Source organism: Paenibacillus sp. FSL R5-0378, assembly GCF_038009285.1.
Lineage (GTDB): Bacteria > Bacillota > Bacilli > Paenibacillales > Paenibacillaceae > Paenibacillus_AQ > Paenibacillus_AQ favisporus.
Window position 1 is genome coordinate 5653118 of record NZ_JBBPAY010000001.1, and the last position, 25266, is coordinate 5678383.

A 25266-nucleotide genomic window follows, 5' to 3' on the forward strand; every position below is an offset into this window, starting at 1 on the left:
GACTATGACTTCAATTGATCCAGCTCGCGGATCATGTTCCCCAGAACTCCGTTAACAAACTTGCCCGAATCCTCGGTTCCGAAATGCTTGGCCAGCTCGATCGCCTCATTGACGGCAACCTTGGCCGGCACGTCGTCGCGATACAGCATTTCATAGGCGGCGAGGCGGAGGATTTGGCGGTCCACCTTGGAGAGGCGGCTCATTTGCCAGCCCTTCAAATAATTTTCCAGCAGGTCGTCCACCGCTTTCTTGCTGCCCCAAATGCCGTTTACGAGCCCCAGCACAAATTCCTTCAGTTCCGCTTCATCGGTGATGGTCCGCTCGGTATCATTTTCTTCAGCGGCATCCTCCAGCAGCATTTCCAGCGCTTCTTCGCTTGTTGCTTCGTTCATTTCCATCTGATACAGGCACTGAACGACCAGTTCCCTGGCTACACGTCTTTTCATTATGTTCCTCCTAGAACCTTGAAATTTCCTCTTGTCCTTATTATGGGTCACCGCGGGAATAAAAACATCGTGATTTGCACAAAAAAAACCGTGAGCATGTCAATCTCCAGAATATGGGCTTCAAGAAGCTGCAGCTCTTTTTCCGGAGAAAGGCATATCACGGGTTCATTTAAAGGGGCGCCAGCGCTCGGAGAGCCACTGACCCATTTCCCGCCAGCGGAAAAAGGAATCCATCCGAAGATCCTTCCTTTTGCCGGCAGAATATCCTATGAACACTACCAATGCAAAGAACAACATATCCCAAAAACCCGCAAACAAATAAATAAAACCGAAAAAAATACCGCCGGCAATACCGGTAATCCGTCCTTTGTGACTCTCCCAAATTTCTTTCCAGATCACTCGGAGAATTCACCTCTATTCCACTCTACTCTTGATCACTGGTGCGTGGGCCACATTCGCTATATATACCGCCACGTTAGAGACCGGAATGCCTGTCGTTTCCTGAAGGTGATCATGAACCTGCTTCTGCACGTCGGTAGTCATGGCCGGGATGGACACATCGCCGTCAACGACGGCACGAATCATGATTTCAAGGCCCGCTTCCGTCACATGGATTCTGGCCTTCAGGTCCTTGACGCCCCTCACCCGCGAAGCCGCCTTGAGACACAGGTTCTCGATCGTCTCGACCGAGATCTGAATGTCGCCGAATTCGGTCCTCTGGTCAATCGAGTGGACATGCGTTCTGTCCGGGCGAATCGAGATATAGAAGAAGCGGATACTGAGTAAAAAGAGGATCACCGCCGCCACGATGACCGTCAGCTGAAGCTCGGCTGTGTTCAGCAGTTCATCCGGAGACGGAACCAAATCACTCATGAGGAGGATGGCAAATACACATATTACTCCGATACTCAAGCTGTAAATAAACAGCAGAAGTCTGTCCAGTATCTTAGCCACGAACAGCACAGCCTCCTTAAATTAGAGTAAACCCTCGACATTTCGGGTGTCGGGGGTTATGGTGACCAATTGAATCCTTTATTTTACGCGCTGACTGTAATCAACGTCTTCGGCTCTCTCCGCGTTTTTGAAGTAAACATCATGGATATGCACATTGACTTCAATGACCGTAAGGCCTGTCATCATTTCGATGGAGCGTTTGACATTGCGCTGGATTTCCGTCGCCACTTCCGGCAGGCGGTTTCCGTACTCGATAATCACCGAGACGTCCACAGCCGCTTCGCGCTGTCCGACTTCCACCTTCACGCCTTTGGACAAATTTTTGCGGCCAAGCAGCTCGGCGATGCCTCCGGCAAATCCGCCGCTCATGCCGGCGACGCCTTTCACTTCCACCGTAGCCAGACCCGCGATCACTTCAATCACTTCAGGTGCTATTTGAATTTCACCGATGTCCGTACGTTCAAATTCACTCGGTAATGTGCTCATCCCTGAATCAACACACCTTTCAGATAATATATAAAACCGCTTCAGACGAAAGCAGGATTGCCCCTAATCATTCATACTATACCATTTGGGGAACTTTATGACAAACAATCCGAAGCAGGCGTCAGATTTCGTTTTCCTCCAAAAACTTGATGTCAAAATCGCCGCGGTTGAACACCGGATGCTCCATCAGCTTCTGATGGAACGGAATGGTGGTGTGCACGCCCTCGATGACGAATTCGGACAGCGCCCGCTTCATCTTGGCAATCGCTTCCTGACGCGTCGGCGCCCATACGATCAGCTTCGCGATCATGGAATCGTAGAAAGGAGGAATGCTGTAGCCCGGATAGGCTGCGCTGTCCACCCGTACACCAGGACCGCCCGGAGGCAGGTAAAACTGGATTTTGCCCGGAGCCGGCATAAAGTTGCGGTCCGGATCTTCCGCGTTGACGCGGCATTCGATCGACCAGCCGTTAATTTGAACGTCTTCCTGCGTAAACGACAACGGGTGACCTTCCGCGACCGAAATCATCTCTTTGATCAAATCCACATTGGTGACCATTTCCGTAACCGGATGCTCCACCTGAATTCGGGTGTTCATTTCCATGAAGTAGAACTGGCCGTCGTTGCCGAGCAGAAACTCAAGCGTGCCCGCACCCGAATAGTTAACAGCAAGGGCTGCGCGGACTGCGGCTTCACCCATCCGCTGACGAATCTCGGGGGACAGCACCGGACAAGGCGCTTCCTCGATCAGTTTCTGGCGGCGGCGCTGTACGGAGCAGTCGCGTTCGCCCAGGTGAACGACGTTGCCGTGGTTGTCGGCAATCACTTGAATCTCAACGTGCTTCATGCCGGTCAAATATTTCTCCAGATAAACGCCGGCATTGCCGAACGCCTTTTGGGCTTCCTGCTGTGCCGCCGTGATTTGCTTAATCAGCGCCTGCTCGTCCTCAGCGATGCGGATTCCTTTTCCGCCGCCGCCGGCCGTCGCTTTGATGATCAATGGGTAGCCGATGTCCCGGCCGATCATTACCGCCTCATCCAAATCTTCAACCAGGCCGTCGGAACCCGGAATGACCGGTACGCCAGCGCTCTTCATCGTCTGCTTCGCAACCGCTTTATCGCCCATCTTGTTGATGGCGTCGGCCGAAGGTCCGATAAAGGTAATGTTGCAGGACTCGCAAATTTCCGCGAAATCGGCATTCTCGGCGAGAAATCCGTATCCCGGATGAACGGCGTCGCACTCCGTCAACGTGGCGACGCTCATAATGTTGGTGAAATTCAGGTAACTGTCTTTCGAAAGCGTAGGGCCGATACAGTATGCCTCGTCCGCCAAACGGACGTGCAGCGCTTCCTTGTCGGCCTCCGAATAAACCGCAACGGTGGAAATGCCGAGCTCGCGGCAGGCCCGGATAATCCGGACTGCGATTTCACCGCGGTTGGCAATCAGAATTTTTTGAAATTTCATGCAAGTAACCTCCTCCATTGTGCGGTGCCTATTCCGACTTCACCAGAAACAGAGGCTGCCCGTATTCCACCAGTTGTCCGTTCTCCGCAAGAATCTCAACGATGGTGCCTTTTACTTCTGCTTCGAGCTCATTCATCAGCTTCATCGCTTCAATAATGCAAACCGTCGTTTTCTCGTCAACGCGGTCACCGACGCTGACAAACGGCGCGGCGTCCGGAGAAGAGGCTTTGTAGAACGTTCCTACCATCGGGGAGACGATTTTATGTAGTGAGGAAGAAGCCGCATCCGGTACTGCTGCCTGTCCTGCTGCAGGGGCCTGCGCATTGTCGGCGGGTGCCTGTACGTATTGCGGAGCCTGCTGTGCGGCAGGGGCCTGTACAAATTGAGGCGCAGCCTGAACGCTAACCACTTCGGTTTTGCCCGGCTTGCGGATGGAAAGGCGTGCTCCTTCTGATTCAAGTTCAAGTTCATGTACGGAGGTCTCATCGACCAGCTTGATCAATTCTTTTATCTCGTTCAATTTAAACATTCGCAATTCACTCCTTCAGCTGCATGGAAGCCGTGGCTTCGGACAATTCATACACATAACGATAAGTATTATAACATAATCGGAAGAAATGGAAAGAGTCCTGGGCTGTCCCGGACTCTTTCGACGATATTTCTGTTTTTCCGCCATTTTACTCGGAGACGACTTTCACGCTGACTTTGTCCTGGGTCACTTTCAGCTCTTTCATCACCAGCTGAACGATGCCCGCTGCCTGCTTGGCATCCATTTTGTCGCTCAGGACGAGCACCTGGTACTTGTCGTCATTTTCCTTCACGAATGCGTTCGCAAAGGAGAATTTTTGCTCCAGCTCTTCCTCGATGCTTTCGATGATCGTCTCTTTGTTTTCGAGCGCCTGCAGTTCCTGGCTCGCCTTGGCCGAAGCTTCGCTGTCCTTGCTCATGTCATTGATCGCAGCCATCAGGTCATTTGTTTTTTGAGCATTCGTCTGCGACCGCTGCCATTGAAGAGATTCGAGCATGCTGCTGCCTGTCGAAGCCTGGGAAGCCACTTCCTTCAGGATCTCATCGTCCGTTTTTTCCGTGCTTGCGGTTGTCTTGCCGGCGTCTGCTTTACTTGTGGATGCCGTTTTATCGTCCGCAGCTTTGTCGGTTGTCGCTGCGCTCTTTTGTCCGGCGTCAGCCGTATCCTTGGCTGTGTCTTTGGCTGCTGCGTCCTTATCGGCCGTGCTGCCAGCAGCTGCGGTATCCTTTGTCGCGTCCTTAGCCGCGTCTTCCTTCGACGTATCCTGGGCTGTATCCTTCGCGGCGGAACCGTCGGCCTTGCCCGCATCCGCAGTCTTGTCACCCGATTGGCCCGATGTCACGACTTCGTCTACGACAACCCCGTTGTCTTTGCTGCCGGCCGAGGCCGTCGTCTTGGCGTCTTTGTCTGTCTTGCTGTCCACCTGCTGGCTGTCGGCGACCGGCGTCTTCGACGTCCCGGAGTCCTCGGTAAACAGATAATAAGCGGACAGGACTACCATCAAACTGAGCATCGACACCAACCAAATCGTTTGTCTTTTACTGTTCATTCGTTAAATCCTCCTCATAAGTCAACTGGATTATATCGGGGAAATCGGCTTACCCCTGCTTGCGCGGAACGACGGAGATCCGGTAATCCGGTACGTTCAGGCCTTTTTCCACCGCGTCCACAATCAAGTTGCGAACCACTTCATTCTCTGCACCTTTGGCTACGATCAGCACCCCGCGAATTTGCGGCTTTACCTTTTTCGTAATGATCGGCGTCTGCGTTCCCGACTGCTCGTAGGTGACGATCTCGCCATCCCGGGTATACTGGGTCGTATGGCGCTGACCGCCGTTCGCGTCGTTTTCTTCCGACTGCTGCTGGGAGTCTTTCACATTCCGTTGATAGACGATTTCCTCCGTGGAATCCACCGTGACCATGACGTCCACCGTGCCTACGCCAACGATTTTCTCCAAAATGTCCTTCATCCTGCCTTCGGCCGTTTCCTCAATCGCTGCAAAGTCCGAAGTCTGACCTGCCGAGCTCTGGAACGTTTCCTGGGACTCAGCCCCAGCAGGAGGCTCCCTCCCTATGTTTTCGTTATCGAGTTTCTTCACATTGACAAAGGAGTTGAACAGCACGATTGCCACCCCGATCAAGCCGACGATAATCAGCCACCTGAACGTATGTACTCGCTTCGTCCCTCCCTGTCCGCCCCCCAGCCACTGCTCAAGCTTCTTCAGCCACTTCCCCATCGTTTCACCTCCGCCTTTATAACCGGGACTCCTGCCCGGATCCGCTTCGTACAGTGATCACTTCCGGATCGATATTCCATTCGCTTGCCAGCAGCTTGCGGACTTCGCCGGCGCTCTTGTCATCCACAGCGCCTGCGGCCTCCTGCGCTTGATCCTCACCCGGATCAGAATTCATTTGATCTGTTCCAGCCTGCTTCTCATCCGGCTCGATCGTGACCTGCACGTGAACCGGCTTCACCGGCTCGATCTGGATGCCGCTCTCCCCCCGGGTGCCGTCCGAACTGCCCGAATCGCCTTGCGAATCCCTCATTGTAACGGTGACTGCGCTAATGTATGGCTGTGACTGGCCGGCTCCGGCATTCGGATCGTCATTAGACTTCGGCAGTCCGAGAACAACCTGCACGTTCGCGGGTTCCTCGCCGGTTTGCTGCTTGATCTGTTCCTTCATGGTGGAAGCGACCTGCTCTCCCGCCCACTGGAGCGTTTGTTTCTGCTGCCGATGCTTGATCTGTTCGGCCTCGTCCATAATCTGCTCGAGGCTGGTTTTGGAGCCGCTGCCGCCCGGCTGCCGGTCCATCCGGCCGATCGCTGCGCTCAGCTTGTCGAGCGGCGCGTCAGTCACGATCCGGATCAGCGGATTGAGCAGGGTGACCAGCACGAGCAGGCTCAGGACCAGCTTGACGTATCGCTCCATGGATCTGCTCGGCAGCAGCATGTCGACGAAAGTGGCAAGCAGCACAACCATGACGACCTCTTTCAGCCAGTTTCCAAGCCATTCCACGGGCTTCCCCTCCCTTCACCGCATCATGACGGTCACGTTGCCAGCCGTCAGCATGATGGTGATCGCCAGGAAAAACATCAGTCCGACCGCCGCCAGGGCGGCAAAGACGTAAATCATGCTTTTGCCGATCGTGTCCAGGCAGGCGGTGATCGGGGAATCGCCGAGCGGCTGCATGATGGCTGCCGATACTTTATAGATCAGCGCGAGCGTCAGGATTTTGATGGCCGGGAAGGCGCAAAGGAACAGGATGATGATGACGCCTGCCAGACCGATGGAGTTTTTCACCAGCAGCGATGCCGAGATCACCGTGTCCGTCGCATCCGCAAACATTTTGCCGACGACCGGAATGAAGCTTCCGGAGACGTATTTGGCCGCCCGGATCGTCACCCCGTCGGTGATGGATCCCGTGATGCCCTGCACGGAGATAACGCCGAGAAAGATCGTCAGCAGCACCCCGAGCAGCCCCACGCTGATGTTGCGCAGCAAATTCGCCATCTGCGTCAGCTTGTACTTATCCGACAGCGAACTGACCAGATGAAGCACGGCTGAGAAGAAGAGCAGCGGAAACACCATGACGTGGATCAGCGTTCCGATCGTATTGATCATGAAGATGATCAGCGGATGCGTAACGGACACGGTGACGATGTTGCCCATTGAAGCCAGCAGTGCGAACAGCAGCGGTACCATCGCCATCATGAAGTCGATCATCCGGTCGATCGCCTCTTTGGCATAACCGATCGCGACGTTGAAGCTGTTGATGGCCAGCACGATGATAACCATATAGCATAGGGCGTATGCGACTTTGCTGACCGTTTTCCTCTCAAAAGCCGCCTGAAGCGTCTCCAGAATCATGCTCATGATGCTCAGGATGACGATCGTGACGAGCAGCTTGCCATTGTACAGCACCTCATGCCACATAAAGGTCCCTGCAGCGGTCAGCACCGATTTGAGGCTGAAGCCGCTGCCGCCGGGAAGGAGCATATCCATGAAGGATGGTGTTTTCTGGTCCGGAAAAAATCCCCCGTATTCCTTCATCAAGGTGTCCCAGTACTTCTCCACCTGATCCTTCGGCAAATTCTCCGCCTGGCTCTGGATCAGCTGATCCGTGGGTGAAGCCGCAAAGACCCGGGTGATCCCTGCCACCATGAACACGATAAACAAAATAACGATGTGCATCTTGTCCGGCAGCCTCCGCAGTCCCGGCATGTCTTCACCCCTCTCCTTCAGGCTGGCAGCAGCTTAAGCACCGTTTCGATGATAATGCCGATAATGGGGATGGCAAGCACCATGATCAGCACCTTGCCCGCGAGTTCGATTTTGGAAGCGATGCTTTCCTGCCCGGCGTCTCTGACGAGCTGCGCCCCAAACTCGGCGATATAAGCGATCCCTATAATTTTCAGTATCGTTTTCAGGTAGATCATCTGGACTCCCGACGCCTCGGCAAGCCGTTGGAGCTCCTGGATCACCATACCGATTTTGCCGATCAGGAACATGAAGATCAGCACGCCGGTCGCGGCGGCCAGGACGAAAGCGAACATCGGCTTGTGCTCCTTGATGACGAGGATCAGAATCGTGGACAGAAGCCCAAGGCCTACCACTTGAATAATTTCCATGGTTAGCAACCCCTACTGGAACAAAAAGATGGTTTTGATCTCCTGCAGCAGGTTATCGAGCAGCCGGACGACCATGAACAGCACCACGACAAAACCAATGACCGTCACCCAATGAGCCATATCCTCTTTTCCCATTTGCTTCAGCACTGTGTGAATCATGGCAATGATGATGCCGATTCCCGCAATCTGGAAAATTGCGTTCACTTCAAAGTTCATTCCTAGGCACCTCGCTAAAAGATCAAAATAACGATCAATGCTCCGATGAGCAGCCCGAGACTTTTACTGATCTTCTCGTATTTGGCCTGGTCGTCCCTGGCTGTTGCTTCTTCATGCTTCAACTGCTCGACGGCCAGCTGGATGTGCTTGATTTGGTCCTGTCGGTCGCTTGTCCCGAGCGTGAAGCTGAGCTGATGCAGCACCTCGCGTTCAGGTGCCTTCATGGAGGTCCGCTTCCAGTTCTCATGGAGAGAACGCTGGAGGCTCTCCTGGGCGGTCAGTCCTGTGGCCGGCCCCATCTCACGTGCTGCATTCAGAAAAAAGGTATGGAGAGGCTCCCGCATTTGATCCGCTATTTTGCGAAGTGCTTCCGGAAGTGGGGTAAATCCATAGGTGATTTCGGTAGACAGCCGCTGCAGGGCCAGGATCAGCTCCCGGATCTGCTTCGGCCGGCTGGCAAACTGCCTGGCCTGATGGAATCCGGCCAGTGTGCCGGACAGCAGAATCAGCACGGCGCCAAAAAGCTTAAGCAAGAAAGTTCACCCCTCTCTGGCTGCCCGTCTGAAGCTGCAGCGGCCGGTGCTGCTGGTCGAGGATCCGGCAGCTTAACCCTTGTGCCTTCCTTTTTAAAAGAACGTACCTCTCAAACATTCCGGTTTCTACGAGTCCGGCCAGGGCGGGCCGGTGCTTCAGCTCTTCGATGCCGCCGGCATGCGCCGTGGCGACGACCGTAATGCCCGCATGCAGCGCTTCCGTCACCGATTCGGCGTCCTCTCCCCGGCCGATCTCATCCACCATGAGAACATCCGGCGACATGGACCGGATCATCATCATCATGCCTTCCGCCTTCGGACAGGCATCCATCACGTCGGTGCGGGGTCCGACGTCAAAGCTCGGCACGCCTTTGAGGCAGCCGGCGATTTCGGAACGCTCGTCGACGATGCCCACTTTCATCCCCGGCAGGCTGGATTTGCCCAGCCCGGGCAGCCCGCTGCTGATCTGTCTCGCCAAATCCCGCAGGAGGGTCGTCTTGCCCTGCTGCGGTGCCGAGAGCAGAAGCGTATGCCGAATCCTGTTTCCTTCCCTATCGATCAGAAAGGGGAGGATGCCGTCAGCGGCACCCTTCACTTCCCGGGCAATCCGCACATTGAATCCGCTGATATCGCGGATATGCTCGACATGTCCGGCGTGAAGCACCGTTCTACCTGCCAAGCCGATGCGGTGTCCGCCGGGAATGGTGATAAAGCCTTTGCGAAGCTCTTCCTCCATCGTGTACAACGAATGGTTGCTGATCAGATCGAGCAACCTTCGGCTGACCTCCCGCTGCGGCTTGTACGCCTTGTCCGCATCCAGTGTCAGCGTGCTTTGTCCCGTAACATAGTGGTGTGAGCCTGCGCCGTTGATTTCCAGCGGCCTGCCTTCACGGATGCGTACCTCCTCCACGACACTCAGAATATGATGAGGGAGCTGGTGAAGGATCGATTTGACCGGCTCCGGAAATAACTCCAGCCAGTTTGGATTTGTAATAGGACCACCCCCGTGCTGCCTTTCTTCTGCAAGCTTGTTCAACTTCTGATGGATAAACTACTAGATGTTTTCTTACTTATGTCTATGCTTGGCCCTTAAATTTATGACCACTGTAATCTATCATTTTTTGAGAATGCCGATTAAGAGACAGGACACGCCGAAAAAGATCCACGCCATCTTTCCCCAGGAGAGCTTATCAGCCACGCCGATGAGCCCGATGGAAGTCGTCAGGATGAGCACCGTCGGCCCGACGAATGCCAGCAGGGAATTGACCGCCAGCGCCTTATCTACCTGAGCGAGCTTTAGCATCAGCAGCGCGGCGGCGATTTCCAGACTTCCGGAGATAAAACGCAGCGTAGCCATGCTGAGCACGAACTTGTCCACTAAAATGACCCCCTTTTGCGAGATTGTACTTCTAACCTCATAGATATGCGGGACTCTCTCTTTTTAGTTGTCTTTTACAAGAAAGATACGGAAAATAACTTGGCAAAACGGAGCTGCTTCACGGATTATCAAAAGAGTCATGACAAAACTTCTATTTAATAACTCCTATATTCGGAACAAAATGCTCCGGGCTTGCATATATTGTTTGGTGAAATACCTATCCGCTTGTCAGTTGCCTGGGTTGGATCCGTCTGCAGACAAACTGCCTGCATCCGGCCAACCAAGAGAGGACCGTTCAACCATCGGCATCTTCAGGGCTAAGCAGCTGAAAGAGGTGTCGTATTATTTACAGATGCATAAGGAGGATTTATCCATGCGGGTGGATGTCATTGCCAATGTGGACGAAGTAAGATCGGAGGAGTTTGTGCACAAGAGCGCCGTTGTGATTGACGTGCTGCGGGCAACCAGTACGATGATTACGGCTCTGGCCCAAGGCGCTACCGGGCTGATGCCCGTTGAAACGGTTCCTCAAGCCCAGCAGATGCGGGGAGACCAAACGTTTGTCGGTGGAGAACGGTATTATAAAAAAATCCCCGGGTTTCAGGCCGGGAATTCGCCGCATGATTATATGACCCCTGAGGTTGCCGGAAAGCTGGTGGTGCTGACCACATCGAACGGGACCCGAGGGCTGCTCAAATCCCATAAGGCCGCCAGAATATTTGCCGCTTCATTTATGAATGGGACGGCCTGTGCGTCGGCTCTGTTATCGTTCGGGAAAGATGCCATCCTGCTGTGCTCGGGATGCCGCAACGATTTTTCGCTGGAAGATGGCCTGTGCGCGGGAATGATCATCGATGCGATGGAGTCCATTTCGGAAGCGCCGCTTCAGCTGAATGATCTGGGCCTGGCGATGAAGCATGCGTACCGGCAGTGCAAGGGATCCCTGTTTGAAACCGTAATGGAAGGATGCGCGGCGAAGCAGCTGGTCAAGCTGGGATTTACGCATGACGTCGAATACTGCACAGGGATCGACACGGTCCCTGTCGTGCCGTATGCGAAGTCGGAAATGATCCTGACGCCGTTGTTCGCAATTGCTGCGAACCGCGGATAATCCGAGCCGCGCTGAAATAAACAAAGCCGCCCCCTGCTGTGGGGACGGCTTTTTGTATGAGTATTTGCATTCTGACCTAGCGGCGGTCCTGTGGGCCTCCCACAAACACCTGCGCATCGGTATCGAGGTTGTAGGCAGTATGAAGCGCTCTGACGACCTGCTCCAGATTGCCGCCCTCGATGACGCAGGACGTTTTAATCTCGGACGTGCTGACCATTTTAATGCTGACGCCCTGCTTGGAAATGACATCGAACATTTCGGCGGCAACGCCGGGATGGCTGATCATGCCCGCACCTACGATCGATACTTTGACCAGATTGTCTTCCGAGGTGACTTCACGGTACGGAAGGGTGGATCTCAAATCCTTGATGACTTGAAGTGCCTGGCCGCTCTCCGACAGAGAGGTGGTAAAGGAAAAGTCCGCCTTGCCGTCCTGAACGCCGCTCTGCACGATGATGTCCACGTTGATACCGGCGCCGGCGAGCGCTCCGAACACCGTGGCAAGAACACCGGGAACGTCTTCCACTCCCAAAATACTGATTCTGGCCACATTTTTATCATAAGCGATGCCGCTTACCACTACTCCCTGCTCCATGCTGGTTTCCTCCTTCACAACCGTGCCTTCATTATAGTTAAAGCTGGATCTGACGACGAGCTTCACCTGGTGATGCTTCGCGTACTCCACCGCGCGCGGATGAAGAACAGCCGCCCCCAGGTTGGCCAGCTCCAGCATTTCGTCATACGAAATTTCCTCAAGCTTGCGGGCGCATTTCACGATTCGCGGATCGGTCGAATAAATGCCGTCCACGTCGGTATAAATCTCGCACACGTCGGCGTTAATCGCCGCAGCCAGCGCAACGGCTGTCGTATCGGATCCCCCGCGGCCGAGCGTCGTGATTTCTCCTTCTTCGGTCATGCCCTGGAATCCGGCCACGATCACGATGTTTCCTTCCTGCAGGGCTCCGATCACCCGGTCCGGAATGATATCCATAATTCTCGCTTTGCCGTGCACCGGCTCTGTCCGGAATCCCGCCTGCCAGCCTGTCAGCGAAACGGCGTTGCGGCCAAGCTGATGAATGGCCATCGACAGAAGCGACATGGAAATCTGCTCCCCGGTGGTCATCAGCATATCCATCTCGCGTGCAGGCGGATTTGGATTGAGCAGCATCGCCTGATCGATCAAATCATCCGTCGTATCCCCCATCGCGGAAACGACTACTACACACTGGTGTCCTTCGTCCTGTTTCTCGACGATACGCCGGGCCACGCGCTGCATGCGCTCAATATCTCCGACGGAACTGCCTCCGAATTTCATGACGTACAGTGACAACTTCGATTCACTCCCCACTCATTGTACAACTGGGCATTATGCAATCATTTCCCACGCCGGTAAAACCGCCCGATCCTATTTCTATATGCGATCAGCACCCTTTTCGCCAATAGACTGGCCATGGTGAAAAAAGCAGGATCTCATGTTGCAAAATGCTGACAACTGTCTAATTTTACGCTTTAAACTAGTATAATACGAAAGTACGCCCGATTGTTAATGTTTTTTCATGGGATTATACAAAAAATCCTCCTTTCGGAAGGAAAGGAGGATCGGCTAAGCCCTGTCGGGTGTTAAGCAATTCTATCGCCGGCTTTACGCGCGGGAGATATATTTGCCTTCACGGGTATCGATCAGAAGCACATCGCCTTCATTGATGAACAAAGGCACCTGAACGTTCAGGCCTGTTTCCAGCTTCGCGTTCTTCGTCGCCCCTGTAGCCGTATTTCCTTTAATGCCCGGCTCGGTTTCAACAACCTTCAGCTCGACGCTGGTCGGCAGGTTGATTCCGAGAATTTCGCCCTGGTAGCTGACGATGTTCACGTTCATATTCTCTTTGAGGAAGTTCAGTTCCCACTCCAGCTGCTTGCTGTCCAGCGTGAACTGGTCGTAGGTTTCGTTGTCCATGAACGTATGCTCTTGACCGCTTGCATACAGATAAGAAACGCCGCGGTTTTCGATAATGGCACGGCCGATCGTTTCACCTGCGCGGAATGTGCGCTCAACGGTGTTGCCGTTACGGAGGTTTTTCAGCTTCGAACGTACGAAGGCTGCCCCTTTACCCGGTTTAACGTGCTGAAAATCGAGAACGGTAAAGATGTCGCCATCGACTTCCACCGTCAGACCTGTTTTAAAATCGTTAACTGAAATCACTGAAATGCCCTCCTAAAGGTTTAAGTATATATTGCATTTATCACGCCGGTAATACGGTGAAATCTTTAGACGAATGCGTCAAGATCACAATTCCCGTCTCCGTGATCACAATATCGTCTTCAATGCGCACGCCGCCGAGACCCGGCAGGTAAATTCCCGGTTCCACGGTCACGACCATACCCGGCTTAAGTACATCGTCGCTCAGCTTGGACAGGCGAGGCATTTCATGAACCTCCATGCCGAGGCCGTGCCCCGTGCTGTGGCCGAAATTGTCGCCGTAGCCGTACTTCGTGATGATATCGCGTGCAAGCGCGTCCGCTTCGCGGCCGGTCATCCCCGGCTTGATGTTCTGAAGTGTGTGGAGCTGGGCTTCCAGCACAATGTCATAAATTTCTTTAAGCTTCGGATCCGGATCCCCGATCGCAATCGTCCGCGTCAAATCGGAGCAGTATCCGTCAAGCAATGCGCCGAAATCGAACGTGATGAGCTCGTTTCCGGCAATCACCCGTTCGCTGGCAACGCCGTGCGGCATGGCGGAACGTTCTCCGGATGCGACGATCGTATCGAAGGAGGATGAAGTGGCACCGTGGCGGCGCATGTAAAACTCCATCTCCAGGTCGACTTCCCGCTCCGTCATTCCCGTCTTGATAAACCCGAGAATATGCTTGAACGTATCGTCGGCTAAATCCGCCGCTCTCTGCATCACCTTCAGCTCTTCTTCATCCTTGAAGATGCGAAGCTTCTCCACAAGGCCGGAAACCGGCACGAGCTGGATTGGCTTAAGCTGCTCCGCGTAAGCGGTGTATCCGGCAAAAGATACGTCATCCTGCTCGAAGCCAAGCTTGCCGATGTTTGCGGAAATCAGCAGCTCCTTTACCGTTTCCGTTACCTTCGGCCCGTGCTCGACGATCGTAAATCCCTTCGCTTGCTGCGGTGCCTGGGTCATGTAACGAAAGTCGGTCAGCAGGTACGCATCATGCAAAGTGATGAGGACGTATCCCGATGAACCGGTAAATCCCGTCAAATAACGGCGGTTAATGGAACTGGTTACAAACATCGCTTCCACATTGGATTGCTGCATCGCTTCACGCAGCTTGTTCACTCGATTGATGCTCATCGTTACACTCCTCTCTCATGTACAGCTTTCCCCGGGGAAAGAGGCAGCGACTACTGTCCCTGACTTTCCAAGTGGCGCAGCAGTGCCATCATGCCGAGTTCATAGCTGACAGCGCCGAATCCGGCAATTTGACCTACGGCCACGGGAGCAATCACGGAAGTATGGCGGAACGTCTCCCTTGCGTGAATGTTCGACAAATGGACTTCCACCGTCGGAATTTTAACGGAACTGATGGCGTCCCGGACGGCATAGCTGTAATGAGTCAGCGCGCCCGGATTCAGAACGATGCCGTCGGCATGATCCAGCGCGGCGTGGATCCTGTCAATGATATCTCCCTCATGGTTGGACTGATAAAATGTGACGGACACGCCCAGGGCCTCCGCTTTCTCAAGCAGGCCTTCTTCAATCGACGCAAGACTTTGAGAGCCGTACACGCCAGGCTCCCGGAGTCCGAGTAGATTCAGGTTCGGTCCGTTGATCACCCAAATGGTTCTCAAAATGGTATTCCCACCCTTTGTCGTCAAATAACCATCTGCTATTTTAACATAGGGGATGTCTTCTTGAGAAGTTTTTTTGCTCTAGTGCGCCTTCGCCCTGCCGGGTTCCCGTTTGCGCTCATCCGTAAATTCGAAAGCCGCCGTGTATCCGATGAACAGTCCCCACAGCAGGTACAAGCAAAATTCGGTGATGATCGTGTTCCATGTCAGATGGTTGAGACGATTCATCATACCGAGTGCGGGACCCGCCACAAACAGAACGGCCCACCAGCAAATACCGTATACGATACCCGGCCACGGACCGGCCAGCTTCCGGAACAGCAGCGTATAGATGACGGCCGCGACCATGGAAAACGCAATGAAAAAGAGCCAGCCAAGCAGATCTCCTGACCCGCTTTTCAAAAAAGAATGCTTGAAGAAAGGCTCGGCCAAAAAGGCCGGAATGACGATCGTGAACCGCAGCCAATGGAAAACCCAGTGGACCGCCCCCCAGAGCAACCCGGCAAAAAAGCCGAGCTCCAGCGAGAAGCTGAGCGGATTGGTATGGCCAGTATTCGTATGCTGCCGGATGGCAGCTCCCTGTGAACTCACTTTGAATATCACCCTTTTTGTTTTTCTTAGTATGTTCATTTGGGGCCGGGGCTAATCCAACTAGAAATCGTACGGGAAATTCGTTACAATAAAGGCATCACAACTAAACATTCGGGGAAGGTGAATTGTTTGTCGGAGCAATCCAAAACGGTCAGCTACGGTGGCCAAGCCGTCATTGAAGGCGTTATGTTTGGCGGTAAGCACGTCAATGTCACCGCTGTGCGGCGGAAGAATCAGGAGATTACATTTTTGGAGGTGCCGCGCGAGGATAAGCCTTGGGTCGGCAAATTGCGCAAAATCCCTTTCCTTCGCGGTATTGTCAGTATTATAGATGCAAGCGCCAAAGGTACGAAGCACCTGAATTACTCGGCGGAATCCTACGCGGATGACGAAGTGGAGCCGGAGGAGCGCGCCAAGCAAAAGCAGAAAGAAGAATCCGGCTGGAGCTTAGGGATGATTATCGGCGTTGCAGCGGTCGGCGTGCTTTCGTTTCTCGTGGGCAAGCTGGTGCTGACGCTGGTGCCTGTATTTTTAGAGAATTTCATTTTCGGCAAGATGTTTGACAACTATATCCTGCATAACCTTATAGAAGGCGGCATTAAACTGCTGCTGCTGCTCGTTTACCTATGGGGCATTTCCCAGACCCCGGTGATCAAGCGGTTGTTCCAGTACCATGGAGCGGAGCATAAGGTGATCAGCACCTATGAAGCGGGTGAAGAGCTGACGGTAGCCAACGTGCAGAAGCACAGCCGTCTGCATTACCGCTGCGGCAGCAGCTTCATGATGCTGACGATCGTACTGGGCGTACTGATTTATTCGCTCGTTCCGTGGGATAATATGACGCAGCGGGTTCTGCAGCGGATCATTCTGCTTCCGGTCGTCATTGCCATTTCGTTTGAGTTTCTGAAACTGACCAACGCGCTTCGCGACGTACCGGTGCTGCGGTATCTCGGTTACCCGGGCCTTTGGCTTCAGCTGTTGACGACGAAGGAACCGAAGGATGACCAGGTTGAGGTGTCCATCGCCTCCTTCAACCGCATGCTTGAGCTTGACGCCCAGATGGAGAAAGCTCCCGGGGCGGAACAACCTGTGAGAAACGGAGTCTTGGATCCCCTGAAAGGATGAGATGACATGAAAAGGCAGGCTGTAATTTTCTGGATTGCCATTGTACTGGCAGCCATCGGACTGCTCGGCAACATTTTGTTTGGCGGTGCAGGATCGCTTATGAATTTGCTTGTGCCCTTGATCGTGTTCGGTGTGGTTTTCCTGCTGTACAAATTCCCGCCTGCCCGTTACAACAAGCGGCCCAAGGTTAAGCCGTCCCAGCGGACGATGGAGAAATACAATGCGTCCAAACGCGGTCAATCTTCGGCCAAGCGCAAAAATTACCCTTTCCAGGTGATTGAAGGCTCAAAGGGTAAGAATGACGATCAACAACCGAAATACCACTAAGCGCAGTTTGAACATATCAAAAACAAGGCATTCGCCCCTCCTTCTAAAAGGAGGACCAGCGAATGCCTTTTATTTTTTCTGCGATGTCACGGCTTCCAGCCCGCAAAAAACTTTTTCCCGGCCTGCATGCCGGACTCATACAGCTGCTGGCTTTCTTCCGGTGTAATATGAAACTGCGTCGTTCCGACGCCGAGAGTCGGAATTTTGATCGTCCGGAAACGGTTTTCCTGCTCGATGTACCGCTCATCATGAGCGGACAGCATCGTTTCAAACATCGCCTGCAGCATGCTGAGAGGCCCGCGGATCAGATGCGGCTTGTTCGTCGTCCTGCCGACCATTTGGAATCCGATCGTCGGAACCGGCTTTTGACCGGCTCCTTCCGTAGCGTCGTCAAAGAGCCACAGCGGGAAGTTGCTGAGCAGCCCCCCGTCTACTATATAGACAAACTGGTCAACGAACGATTTTCCCCTGGCCGCTTCGCCTGTCATTCTCAGCATGACCGGATCAAAAAAGTAAGGAATGCTCGTACTCATCCGGATGGCCTTGGAAACCGCAAACCTGGACGGGTTGGCGCCCAGCTTGCCAAGGTCTTCGGGAAGCACCAGAATGCGCCCGTTCGTAATATCCGAGGCGATGATCATCAGCTTGCCTTGGGGGATATCAGCAAACGTCTTGACCCCTTTGGCCGCCAAAATATGGTGGATCCAGACTTCGAGCGCTTCTCCGGAATACAGCCCTTTCTTCAGAAACAAACGCGCGGCGGGTCCGATTACTTTGGTATTGAATATCGGCGCGCGGTGAAGAAAGGACTCAAAAGGGGTCGTCTTCACGATCTCGCTCATTTCGTCGGCCGAAAACCCTGCCGCCAGCAGCGCCGCCACAATGGAACCCGACGACGTACCCGCCACCCGGTTAAACACAACGCCGGCTTGCTCCGCAGCTTTGACGGCCCCCGCCAGTGATATTCCTTTCACTCCGCCGCCCTCGAACACCGCGTTGACGATCATAATAAAACCCCCGTGTCTCATTATCCCACAGTAAGATATGAGCACGGGGGGTCATTCATGACAATGTTCTATGAATTTATCATTGCTGGTAATAGGCGGTCAGTGCCTGAACGATGCCAAGTGGATTTTTGATCAAATCCTTGGCGCTGTAAAAAATGCTGCCTTTGACTGCGTCGTATTTGGTGTTGTATTGAAGCTGGTTGATGATCTCCTGCGCCGACTGCCACCCAGCCTCGGCGGTTCCCAGCTTGTACGGGGCATGGCCGATATAGAGATCCACGCCGGTGCCCTGCACTTCTTGCGCCCACCAGTCGACGAGCTTGTCGTACTGGGCGTTCTTGAAGGACATGCTCCAATAAATTTGCGGTGCAACGTAATCGATCCAGTGCTGCTTCACCCAGGTTCTCACATCCGCGGACATGGAGTCGTACGCCGTAACGCCCGCTTTGGTATCAGAACCCGTCGGATCGGTAGACTGGTTGCGCCATACGCCGAACGGGCTGATGCCAAACTGAACGGCCGGCTTGGACGCGTGAATCGACTGGCCCAGCTGCTGCACGAACTGGTTAATGTTATCGCGGCGCCAATCCGCTTTGCTCAAGCCCTGCGTATTGTATGCCTCGAAAGCAGCATCATCGTTAAACGTTCCGCTCGACGGATAGAAATAATCGTCCAGATGAACGCCGTCGATATCGTACTTGCTCACCACTTCCATCACGACGTCGATAATATGCTGTCTCGCATCCGGAATTCCCGGGTTGATGATCAGCTGGTTATTGACGGATACGACCCAGTCGGGATGCTGAACCGCCACGTGATTGGCCGCCAGCTTGCTTGTGGTCGTGTCCAGATTGGCCCGGAACGGATTAAACCAGGCATGGAACTGCATCCCCCGCTTGTGGGTTTCCTCGATCATATACTGGAGCGGATCATATCCCGGATCCTTGCCTTGGGTGCCGGTAAGCACCTTCGACCACGGAACCAGATCCGACGGATACAGCGCATCGCCGGCCGTCCGAACCTGAACGAACACCGCGTTCAGCCCCATGGCCTGCAGCTTGTCGAGCAGAGCGGAATATTCCTGCTTCTGCTGCTCGATTTTGCCGTAAGAGGACGTTGTCGGCCAATCCAGGTTGTACACGGTCGAGATCCAGGCTCCCCGGAGCTGGCTGGAGCTGCTTCCCCCGCCCTCAGCAGGCGGCTCGGTAGGTATGTAAGCACTTGATGTTAAGGTAATCGTTCTTGCCACCTGGTCCCAGTCTACCTGCAGACCGAGCTGTTCGCCGACAAAACGGAGAGGGACCAGCACGCGGCCGCCCCGAAGCTGCACGGAGGCATCAAGGGCGACAGAGGCTCCATCCACCAAAGCCGTCTTTTTGCCGCTGGTCAACGTAATCGTATGACCTCCGCCCGAAATATCAGCGGTTTTCGCACTTTGTTTCCATGCGACGGCCGCCCCCAGCCCTTCGCTGATCACGCGGATCGGAACCATCGTCACATTCACTTTTGGCATGATGTACGGGGGGATATCGCTGACCAGCTGCTTCCCGTCCAGGACCATCGTGATGTTGTTTGCAGCCTTCGCCTGCTGCCCCGTAAACGGAATCAGCAGCACCAACAGCAGCGATGCCACGATCCACCTATGAAACTTCCGAAAACCCATTCTACTAATCCTCCACTATTGATAGATTTGCGGGTAAAAAAATCGGTCATTCACGCTCTATCTTGAGATCACTAGCCGGCATCAGACAACCTTGAAATCATGATCTGCTGAATAAAGCGCAAACGACCGATCGGGCAGAAAAGCTGTAACCTTTGCTGCGTGTGCAATCCGGGTTTTGCCAGTCTTGGCCCTTAAAATTACCGGATTACGTGCTGGGAATGAAAGAGGCACCTGTCGTTTGAGGGTGCGGACAGATGCCTTGTTTACGAATCGCTGACCAATTCATTATGAATGTTCCGCAGCTCCTCCAGACGCTGTCCATCCCGGCGGAAATACTCCACCAGCGTCTCGATACGCGTTATGGAATCCCAGCTTAAGTGATGCTCGATGCCTTCGACATCTCCATAAATATTTTCCTGCTGAACCCCGATCATCGTCAGGAATTCCTCCAGAAGCTGATGCCGGTCAACCAGGCGTTTGCCCATTTTCTTACCTTTGCTAGTCAGAACAAGGCCGCGGTATTTTTCATAAATCAAATATTCGTCCTTGTCCAATTTCTGGATCATTTTGGTAACGGATGAGGGATGAACCTCCAAGCCTTCGGCAATGTCCGAAACACGCGCGTATCCCTTCTCGTCAATCAATTTATAGATACGCTCCAAATAATCCTCCATGCTGGGCGTTGGCATTATATTCCCTCTTTTCTGTAATAAACGTCAATCATCTGGCCCGATTACCTGCTCTTGTAATGATACATGTTCTCAAGAGGACTTGGCAAGTCCTGCCGCCTGCCGCGCTTCCCATCCTGGTCAGTAATTGCCACGGGTTGCCCCTGCTACCCGCACACATACTAAACTGAAGCACCATATTTTCCGCGAAAGGAGCCGTTCTATGGGTACTGGCGTTAAAGAAAAGCCCAGGCGGACGCTGCGGCCGACCAAGCCGTTTGTCCCCGATCTTGTTTATTTTGAACCGGATGCGCTGAACTATCCCAAAGGCCAGCACATCATGGAATGGGTCAAGTCCAAAGACATCCCTTACCGTATGACCAGCTCTCATAACCGCATCACCAATTTACCAGGTGAAACCGATCAGGAAAAATACAGGAACGCCAAACGAACGCTCGTCGTCGGCGTGCGGAAAACGCTGAAGTTCGACCAGTCCAAGCCTTCGGCCGAATACGCCATCCCAATCTCAACCGGGTGCATGGGTCACTGCCATTACTGCTATCTGCAGACGACGCTCGGGGCCAAGCCCTATGTCCGTGTCTATGTCAACACACCCGATATCATTGGCGCTGCCAAGCAATACATTGAGGAACGCGCGCCGGAAATCACCCGGTTTGAAGCCGCTTGTACATCTGACCCGGTGGGACTGGAGCATATTACGGGCTCCCTCGCGGAGCTGATTACCTTCATGGCTGGCGAAGAATTCGGCAGACTCCGGTTCGTGACCAAGTATCACCATGTCGATCCGCTGCTCCCGCTGAAGCATAACGGCCATACCCGCATCCGGTTCAGCATCAACTCGGACTACGTCATCCGCAACTTCGAGCCGTCCACGTCGCACTTCGAGGAACGGATCGAGGCCGCGGGAAAGGTCGCCAGGGCCGGCTATCCGCTCGGTTTCATCATCGCCCCGATCATTTGGTATGACGGCTGGCAGGACGGCTATGCCGAGCTTCTGAAGCGTCTGGCGGATACGCTCCCGGCCGAGGCAACGAAGGATTTGACGTTCGAAATGATTCAGCACCGCTTCACGAAAACCGCCAAAAACATCATTGAGCAGCGCTATCCCAAAACCAAGCTGGAGATGGATATCGCGAGGCGCAAGCAAAAATGGGGACGCTGGGGCCAATTCAAATACGTGTACCCGGATGAACAGCAAAACGCCCTGCGCGAGTTTATCACAGAGCGGATTTTTGAGCATTTTCCGGAAGCTACCATCGACTACTTCACCTAAAACTTAAGCCATTCGGGCGTGATGGCCTGCAGCCAAATCGTAATTTTGGTCATTTGGTTCGTGAACAGCAGTACGCCCATAAACAGCATGAGCGCCCCGCCGATCTTCATCATCATCCCCGAGTACTTCACAATCCATTTGGTGGACCCGATGAAGAAGGCAAGCACAAAAAATGGAATGGCAAATCCGACGGTATAGGCCGTAATCAGCGGAAACCAAGCACCGGGTTCGGTCGTTGCCAAAGCGATGATCGCCGCCAGGATCGGGCCGACGCAAGGAGACCATCCGGCGGAAAAGCCGATCCCGAAAATAAATGAACCTATGTAACCTGCGGGCTTGAACTTCAGATCCATCTTAAATTCACGCATCAAAAAGCGCGGCTGAAAGATGCCGATCAGAAACAGCCCCATCAAAATGATTAACAGCGCCGACAGCTGGCGGATCAGATCCCGGTTGTTGTTAAAGAAGCTGCCGAACAAGCCGGCTCCGACCCCGAGCGTATAGAATACGGCGGAAAAACCTAAAATAAAGGCCAGCGTATGACTCATCGTCCGGTAACGGACTTCTTTTTTGTTCTGCTCCGTCTTCAGCGTTTGTACCGACATCCCGGTAATGTAGGAAATGTAGGACGGATACAGCGGCAGGCAGCACGGAGAAATAAAGGAAGCCAGTCCGGCGAAGAAGGCAAGCCATATATTCAAGTTTGACAAGGACAAGTACCTCCTACGTTGATAATCCCTTCTTGCCCGCCATCGTCAAGATCAGCAGCGCAATCAGCAGCAGCACGATGGTTGCTCCCGGAGCCAGGTTCCAAACGCCGGCAATCACAAGTCCCCCCACAACCGCAATCTCCGAAATGACCACCGACAGGATGACGGAAGATTTGAAGCTTCTGGCGATCAGGAGGCTGATAGCGACAGGAATGGTCAGCAGTGCCGATACGAGCAAAGCGCCGACGATTTTGATGGCCGTGCTGATGACGAGGGCCGTCAGGACGGTGATCAGCATGTTCATCATGCGCACAGGCAGACCGCTTACGCTTGCGGCGTCTTCTTCAAAGCTCAGCAGGAAAAACTCTTTGAAAAAGAGCGTAATAACGACCACGACGACCAGCGTCACAGCCCCTACCACGTACAGATCCTGGGTATCCAGCGTATAAATGCTGCCGAACAAATAGCTCATCACATCTGTATTGTAACCCATCCCGAGTGTGAAAAACAAAGAAGCCAGCGCAACGCCGCCGGACATAATGATCGCTATCGACAGCTCGGCATAGCTTTTATAAGCTTTTCTGAGCTTTTCTATCGCAAAAGAAGCCAGAACCGCAAATACAAGACCTGCCCCCAGAGGATACAGATTAATCAGAAAACCGAGCGCCACCCCGGCGATCGTTACATGTGCAAGCGTGTCCCCGATCATGGACAGGCGCCGCAGCACGAGAAAAATGCCGATCAGCGGAGCGGTGATCCCGATCAGCAGACCGCCGGCCAGCGCCCTTTGAAAAAAATCACTGAGGATAATTTCTATAGCCAACAATAACGACTCCTTCGGATGCTTTTAATATTTTGTAAACGATCGTGCTTTTTATGACAATGAGTGCTGCAGGTCCTGAACCTCGCAGTCCTGAATCTCATGGGAATGTCTGACGAAAAATTCGATCTTGCCGTTCTTCTGCTTCGGCTTCTCGCCCAAATATCCCTCGATCATGTCCATATCGTGCGACACCATCAGCAGCGTCATATGATGATGCCGGTGCATGTGGGTAATCAGCTCGAAAAATCCGGCCTGCGTCTCCGCGTCAATGCCCACCGTGGGCTCGTCCAGGATGAGCAGATCCGGGTTGTTGATCAACGCCCGCGCCAGGAAGGCGCGCTGCTGCTGACCGCCGGACAGCTCACCGATCCGTTTGCCGGCGATGTCTTGAATCCGCATCACCTCAAGCGCATCGTCACACTGCTGCTGCATGTGTCTGTTTACCCGGCGGAACAGGTTTTTGTTATTGTACAGCCCGGAAAGAACCACCTCGCGAACAGTAGCCGGGAACAACGGGTTAAACGAATTTTTCTGCGGGACATAGCCTACCCGCTCCCAGTCTTTGAACCTGCGGATCGGCTGGCCGAACAGCCGGATGCTGCCCTGGCCGCTGGGCAAAAGGCCGACGATCATCCGAAGCAGCGTCGTCTTGCCCGCCCCGTTGGAGCCGATAATGCCGACAAAATCGCGTTCTTTTACGGTAAAGTTCAGATCGTTGATGACCTTTTGGTCCCTGTATGAAAAGGAGATGTTCTCCATCTCGATAATCGGTTGATGACAATCGTCAATCATCGGCGTAAACATGCGAAATCCGCCTTTCTGTTAGCTGCTTCATTTTATTGTAATGCGAGAATGAGATTATGCAAATTTTTGTCCATCAAGGTAAAATAGTCGTCGCCCTTCTCCTGCTCCTCCTGTGTCAGTCCCTCGAGGGGATTCAGGACGGACACGGTCGCTCCGGTCTCGGAAGCCAGCGTTTTGGCCAGCCGGTCGGAGACCAGCTCTTCGAAAAAGATATATTTGATTCCTTCCGACTTCACCAGGTTCGACAGCTCCACCAAATCGCGGGCCCGGGGCTCGGCATCCGGCGACAAGCCCATGATGGGATGCTGCTCCAAGCCGTAATCGCGGCACAAGTAGCCGAAGGCCTGATGGGATACGACGATTTTGTGATGCGGAACCTGCGCCAGCTCCGTCTCGAACTTGCGGTCAAGCTCCTGCAGTTTCCGGCTAAGCTCTGCGTACCGCGCTTCGTAAGCCTGTGCATGCTGTGGATCGGCCTCCACATAGCTGTTCTTGATGTTCTCGGCCATAATGATGGCCGATTTCGGGCTGACCCACGTGTGGGGGTCGATGTGATGCTTGTGCCCGGTCCCCATGCCCTCTCCTTCGAGATCATGCCCGCCGTCCTCTTCGCCTTCGATCAGCTGGATGCCCTGGCTGACCTCAACGGCTTTCACCTTGGAGTCCCGGTTCAGCCCTTTCAGAAAATTCGGTACCCAGCCTTCGAGTCCGGCCCCGTTATATAAAAACAATTGCGACTTGGACGTGTTCACAATATCCTGGCTCCGCGGCGTCCAATCATGCGGTTCGACGCCTGCCGGCAGTAGATTGATGACGTTGGCGTCCTCGCCGCCGATTTCCTTGGCAAACTCATAAATCGGATAGAACGTCGTCATGACATTCACTTTATCCGGATCCAGCTGTGCGTTCCCTGAGTTATCGCAGCCGGCAAAAACCAGCATGGCCATCAGAAGAAACGAAGGCGCCAGAATCCGCTTGATCACATTTCTCATATTCACAGATGTACGCTCCCACTAATCGTAACTTTTACTAATAAGATTATGAATGGGCTTATTTTATTTGTCAACCTTGGGTGCAAAATTAACAGAGGAAAGCGAACGATACCTGCCGTGGAGTTCTTTGGAGCTTGGCGTCTCTCCCAAGAGATCGATATACCTGGACGACAAAAAGACGGAAACCCGCTGCTAACGGG

Annotated in this window: 31 protein-coding genes; 4 read left to right on the forward strand and 27 right to left on the reverse strand. The window is 53.6% G+C overall.

Annotated features, from left to right (window positions below; translation table 11 throughout):
- Positions 1-2: 2 nt before the first annotated feature.
- The 15 genes from nusB to MKY74_RS26290 form a co-directional block, all read right to left on the reverse strand.
- Positions 3-446, reverse strand: a complete 444-nt coding sequence (nusB, locus tag MKY74_RS26220; RefSeq protein WP_076170018.1) for a transcription antitermination factor NusB — start codon at positions 444-446, stop codon at positions 3-5.
- A 165-nt stretch (positions 447-611) separates the two neighbouring features.
- Positions 612-845 (reverse strand): DUF2273 domain-containing protein, encoded by a 234-nt coding sequence (locus MKY74_RS26225; protein WP_076170017.1) that lies wholly within the window; start codon positions 843-845, stop codon positions 612-614.
- A 15-nt stretch (positions 846-860) separates the two neighbouring features.
- Positions 861-1400 carry an alkaline shock response membrane anchor protein AmaP gene (gene amaP, locus MKY74_RS26230; RefSeq protein ID WP_076170174.1) on the reverse strand — a complete coding sequence of 180 codons (540 nt, stop codon included), beginning with the start codon at positions 1398-1400 and terminating at the stop codon, positions 861-863.
- 78 nt (positions 1401-1478) lie between these two features.
- The gene (locus tag MKY74_RS26235; protein ID WP_076170016.1) at positions 1479-1886 is read right to left on the reverse strand and encodes an Asp23/Gls24 family envelope stress response protein; all 408 of its coding nucleotides are present in this window, start codon (positions 1884-1886) and stop codon (positions 1479-1481) included.
- A 121-nt stretch (positions 1887-2007) separates the two neighbouring features.
- Positions 2008-3351, reverse strand: a complete 1344-nt coding sequence (gene accC, locus MKY74_RS26240; RefSeq protein ID WP_076170015.1) for an acetyl-CoA carboxylase biotin carboxylase subunit — start codon at positions 3349-3351, stop codon at positions 2008-2010.
- Between the two features lie 28 nt (positions 3352-3379).
- Positions 3380-3880 carry an acetyl-CoA carboxylase biotin carboxyl carrier protein gene (gene accB, locus MKY74_RS26245; RefSeq protein WP_076170014.1) on the reverse strand — a complete coding sequence of 167 codons (501 nt, stop codon included), beginning with the start codon at positions 3878-3880 and terminating at the stop codon, positions 3380-3382.
- 148 nt (positions 3881-4028) lie between these two features.
- Positions 4029-4928: a SpoIIIAH-like family protein gene (locus MKY74_RS26250; protein ID WP_076170013.1), complete on the reverse strand. Its 900-nt coding sequence runs from the start codon at positions 4926-4928 to the stop codon at positions 4029-4031.
- A 49-nt stretch (positions 4929-4977) separates the two neighbouring features.
- Positions 4978-5616: a stage III sporulation protein AG gene (gene spoIIIAG, locus MKY74_RS26255; RefSeq protein WP_076170012.1), complete on the reverse strand. Its 639-nt coding sequence runs from the start codon at positions 5614-5616 to the stop codon at positions 4978-4980.
- A 16-nt stretch (positions 5617-5632) separates the two neighbouring features.
- A complete protein-coding gene (gene spoIIIAF, locus MKY74_RS26260; RefSeq protein WP_076170011.1) occupies positions 5633-6397 on the reverse strand; it encodes a stage III sporulation protein AF in 765 nt (254 codons plus the stop codon).
- Between the two features lie 15 nt (positions 6398-6412).
- Positions 6413-7603: a stage III sporulation protein AE gene (spoIIIAE, locus tag MKY74_RS26265; protein ID WP_076170010.1), complete on the reverse strand. Its 1191-nt coding sequence runs from the start codon at positions 7601-7603 to the stop codon at positions 6413-6415.
- 17 nt (positions 7604-7620) lie between these two features.
- Positions 7621-8010 carry a stage III sporulation protein AD gene (spoIIIAD, locus tag MKY74_RS26270; protein ID WP_076170009.1) on the reverse strand — a complete coding sequence of 130 codons (390 nt, stop codon included), beginning with the start codon at positions 8008-8010 and terminating at the stop codon, positions 7621-7623.
- A gap of 12 nt (positions 8011-8022) precedes the next feature.
- The gene (spoIIIAC, locus tag MKY74_RS26275; RefSeq protein WP_076170008.1) at positions 8023-8226 is read right to left on the reverse strand and encodes a stage III sporulation protein AC; all 204 of its coding nucleotides are present in this window, start codon (positions 8224-8226) and stop codon (positions 8023-8025) included.
- A 14-nt stretch (positions 8227-8240) separates the two neighbouring features.
- Positions 8241-8759 (reverse strand): stage III sporulation protein SpoIIIAB, encoded by a 519-nt coding sequence (spoIIIAB, locus tag MKY74_RS26280; protein ID WP_076170007.1) that lies wholly within the window; start codon positions 8757-8759, stop codon positions 8241-8243.
- A complete protein-coding gene (gene spoIIIAA / locus MKY74_RS26285; protein WP_244169254.1) occupies positions 8752-9795 on the reverse strand; it encodes a stage III sporulation protein AA in 1044 nt (347 codons plus the stop codon). The genes spoIIIAB and spoIIIAA overlap by 8 nt, the downstream gene beginning before the upstream one ends.
- Before the next feature lie 78 nt (positions 9796-9873).
- Positions 9874-10143 (reverse strand): YqhV family protein, encoded by a 270-nt coding sequence (locus MKY74_RS26290; RefSeq protein ID WP_373309594.1) that lies wholly within the window; start codon positions 10141-10143, stop codon positions 9874-9876.
- Positions 10144-10510: 367 nt separating this feature from the next.
- Here MKY74_RS26290 and MKY74_RS26295 point away from each other — a divergent pair, with 367 nt between their 5' ends.
- The gene (locus tag MKY74_RS26295; RefSeq protein ID WP_076170006.1) at positions 10511-11248 is read left to right on the forward strand and encodes a 2-phosphosulfolactate phosphatase; all 738 of its coding nucleotides are present in this window, start codon (positions 10511-10513) and stop codon (positions 11246-11248) included.
- A 76-nt stretch (positions 11249-11324) separates the two neighbouring features.
- Here MKY74_RS26295 and MKY74_RS26300 read toward each other — a convergent pair whose 3' ends face one another.
- From MKY74_RS26300 to MKY74_RS26320, 5 genes are all read right to left on the reverse strand, one after another.
- Positions 11325-12578 carry an aspartate kinase gene (locus MKY74_RS26300; RefSeq protein ID WP_076170005.1) on the reverse strand — a complete coding sequence of 418 codons (1254 nt, stop codon included), beginning with the start codon at positions 12576-12578 and terminating at the stop codon, positions 11325-11327.
- Positions 12579-12890: 312 nt separating this feature from the next.
- The gene (gene efp / locus MKY74_RS26305) at positions 12891-13448 is read right to left on the reverse strand and encodes an elongation factor P (RefSeq protein WP_076170004.1); all 558 of its coding nucleotides are present in this window, start codon (positions 13446-13448) and stop codon (positions 12891-12893) included.
- A 40-nt stretch (positions 13449-13488) separates the two neighbouring features.
- Positions 13489-14565 (reverse strand): M24 family metallopeptidase, encoded by a 1077-nt coding sequence (locus MKY74_RS26310; RefSeq protein WP_076170003.1) that lies wholly within the window; start codon positions 14563-14565, stop codon positions 13489-13491.
- Positions 14566-14615: 50 nt separating this feature from the next.
- On the reverse strand, positions 14616-15062 hold the full coding sequence (gene aroQ, locus MKY74_RS26315; RefSeq protein ID WP_076170002.1) for a type II 3-dehydroquinate dehydratase: 447 nt from the start codon (positions 15060-15062) through the stop codon (positions 14616-14618).
- A gap of 81 nt (positions 15063-15143) precedes the next feature.
- Complete coding sequence (locus tag MKY74_RS26320) at positions 15144-15653, reverse strand: YqhR family membrane protein (RefSeq protein WP_240913293.1); 510 nt, start codon at positions 15651-15653, stop codon at positions 15144-15146.
- A 129-nt stretch (positions 15654-15782) separates the two neighbouring features.
- Between MKY74_RS26320 and MKY74_RS26325 the strand changes: the two genes are divergently transcribed.
- A complete protein-coding gene (locus MKY74_RS26325) occupies positions 15783-16778 on the forward strand; it encodes a DUF1385 domain-containing protein (protein ID WP_076170001.1) in 996 nt (331 codons plus the stop codon).
- 6 nt (positions 16779-16784) lie between these two features.
- Entirely contained in the window at positions 16785-17105 is a 321-nt protein-coding gene (locus MKY74_RS26330) for a hypothetical protein (protein WP_076170000.1), read from the forward strand.
- An 86-nt stretch (positions 17106-17191) separates the two neighbouring features.
- Here MKY74_RS26330 and MKY74_RS26335 read toward each other — a convergent pair whose 3' ends face one another.
- The 3 genes from MKY74_RS26335 to mntR form a co-directional block, all read right to left on the reverse strand.
- Entirely contained in the window at positions 17192-18112 is a 921-nt protein-coding gene (locus MKY74_RS26335) for a patatin-like phospholipase family protein (RefSeq protein WP_076169999.1), read from the reverse strand.
- Positions 18113-18191: 79 nt separating this feature from the next.
- Positions 18192-19775, reverse strand: coding sequence for a family 10 glycosylhydrolase (locus tag MKY74_RS26340; protein WP_076169998.1), 1584 nt, complete (start codon positions 19773-19775; stop codon positions 18192-18194).
- A gap of 263 nt (positions 19776-20038) precedes the next feature.
- Complete coding sequence (gene mntR, locus MKY74_RS26345) at positions 20039-20464, reverse strand: transcriptional regulator MntR (RefSeq protein WP_076169997.1); 426 nt, start codon at positions 20462-20464, stop codon at positions 20039-20041.
- A gap of 202 nt (positions 20465-20666) precedes the next feature.
- Between mntR and splB the strand changes: the two genes are divergently transcribed.
- Positions 20667-21737, forward strand: coding sequence for a spore photoproduct lyase (gene splB / locus MKY74_RS26350; protein ID WP_076169996.1), 1071 nt, complete (start codon positions 20667-20669; stop codon positions 21735-21737).
- Here the strand turns inward: splB and MKY74_RS26355 are convergent.
- From MKY74_RS26355 to MKY74_RS26370, 4 genes are read right to left on the reverse strand one after another with little or no spacing between them, the layout of a single operon-like run.
- Positions 21734-22447, reverse strand: coding sequence for a cytochrome c biogenesis CcdA family protein (locus tag MKY74_RS26355; protein ID WP_076169995.1), 714 nt, complete (start codon positions 22445-22447; stop codon positions 21734-21736). The genes splB and MKY74_RS26355 overlap by 4 nt on opposite strands.
- A 13-nt stretch (positions 22448-22460) precedes the next feature.
- Positions 22461-23264, reverse strand: a complete 804-nt coding sequence (locus tag MKY74_RS26360; protein ID WP_076170170.1) for a metal ABC transporter permease — start codon at positions 23262-23264, stop codon at positions 22461-22463.
- A 57-nt stretch (positions 23265-23321) separates the two neighbouring features.
- Positions 23322-24074 carry a metal ABC transporter ATP-binding protein gene (locus tag MKY74_RS26365; protein WP_244169253.1) on the reverse strand — a complete coding sequence of 251 codons (753 nt, stop codon included), beginning with the start codon at positions 24072-24074 and terminating at the stop codon, positions 23322-23324.
- Between the two features lie 32 nt (positions 24075-24106).
- Complete coding sequence (locus tag MKY74_RS26370) at positions 24107-25066, reverse strand: metal ABC transporter substrate-binding protein (RefSeq protein ID WP_076170168.1); 960 nt, start codon at positions 25064-25066, stop codon at positions 24107-24109.
- Positions 25067-25266: the final 200 nt, after the last annotated feature.

Excerpts from the sequence above, each read along its gene's own strand:
- nusB (WP_076170018.1), bottom strand. The coding sequence starts at position 446 with ATGAAAAGACGTGTAGCCAGGGAACTGGTCGTTCAGTGCCTGTATCAG.
- MKY74_RS26235 (WP_076170016.1), bottom strand. The coding sequence starts at position 1,886 with ATGAGCACATTACCGAGTGAATTTGAACGTACGGACATCGGTGAAATT.
- accC (WP_076170015.1), bottom strand. The coding sequence starts at position 3,351 with ATGAAATTTCAAAAAATTCTGATTGCCAACCGCGGTGAAATCGCAGTC.
- accB (WP_076170014.1), bottom strand. The coding sequence starts at position 3,880 with ATGTTTAAATTGAACGAGATAAAAGAATTGATCAAGCTGGTCGATGAG.
- MKY74_RS26250 (WP_076170013.1), bottom strand. The coding sequence starts at position 4,928 with ATGAACAGTAAAAGACAAACGATTTGGTTGGTGTCGATGCTCAGTTTG.
- spoIIIAG (WP_076170012.1), bottom strand. The coding sequence starts at position 5,616 with ATGGGGAAGTGGCTGAAGAAGCTTGAGCAGTGGCTGGGGGGCGGACAG.
- spoIIIAE (WP_076170010.1), bottom strand. The coding sequence starts at position 7,603 with ATGCCGGGACTGCGGAGGCTGCCGGACAAGATGCACATCGTTATTTTG.
- spoIIIAD (WP_076170009.1), bottom strand. The coding sequence starts at position 8,010 with ATGGAAATTATTCAAGTGGTAGGCCTTGGGCTTCTGTCCACGATTCTG.
- spoIIIAC (WP_076170008.1), bottom strand. The coding sequence starts at position 8,226 with ATGAACTTTGAAGTGAACGCAATTTTCCAGATTGCGGGAATCGGCATC.
- MKY74_RS26295 (WP_076170006.1), top strand. The coding sequence starts at position 10,511 with ATGCGGGTGGATGTCATTGCCAATGTGGACGAAGTAAGATCGGAGGAG.
- MKY74_RS26310 (WP_076170003.1), bottom strand. The coding sequence starts at position 14,565 with ATGAGCATCAATCGAGTGAACAAGCTGCGTGAAGCGATGCAGCAATCC.
- MKY74_RS26330 (WP_076170000.1), top strand. The coding sequence starts at position 16,785 with ATGAAAAGGCAGGCTGTAATTTTCTGGATTGCCATTGTACTGGCAGCC.
- MKY74_RS26335 (WP_076169999.1), bottom strand. The coding sequence starts at position 18,112 with ATGATCGTCAACGCGGTGTTCGAGGGCGGCGGAGTGAAAGGAATATCA.
- MKY74_RS26340 (WP_076169998.1), bottom strand. The coding sequence starts at position 19,775 with ATGGGTTTTCGGAAGTTTCATAGGTGGATCGTGGCATCGCTGCTGTTG.
- mntR (WP_076169997.1), bottom strand. The coding sequence starts at position 20,464 with ATGCCAACGCCCAGCATGGAGGATTATTTGGAGCGTATCTATAAATTG.
- splB (WP_076169996.1), top strand. The coding sequence starts at position 20,667 with ATGGGTACTGGCGTTAAAGAAAAGCCCAGGCGGACGCTGCGGCCGACC.
- MKY74_RS26365 (WP_244169253.1), bottom strand. The coding sequence starts at position 24,074 with ATGTTTACGCCGATGATTGACGATTGTCATCAACCGATTATCGAGATG.
- MKY74_RS26370 (WP_076170168.1), bottom strand. The coding sequence starts at position 25,066 with ATGAGAAATGTGATCAAGCGGATTCTGGCGCCTTCGTTTCTTCTGATG.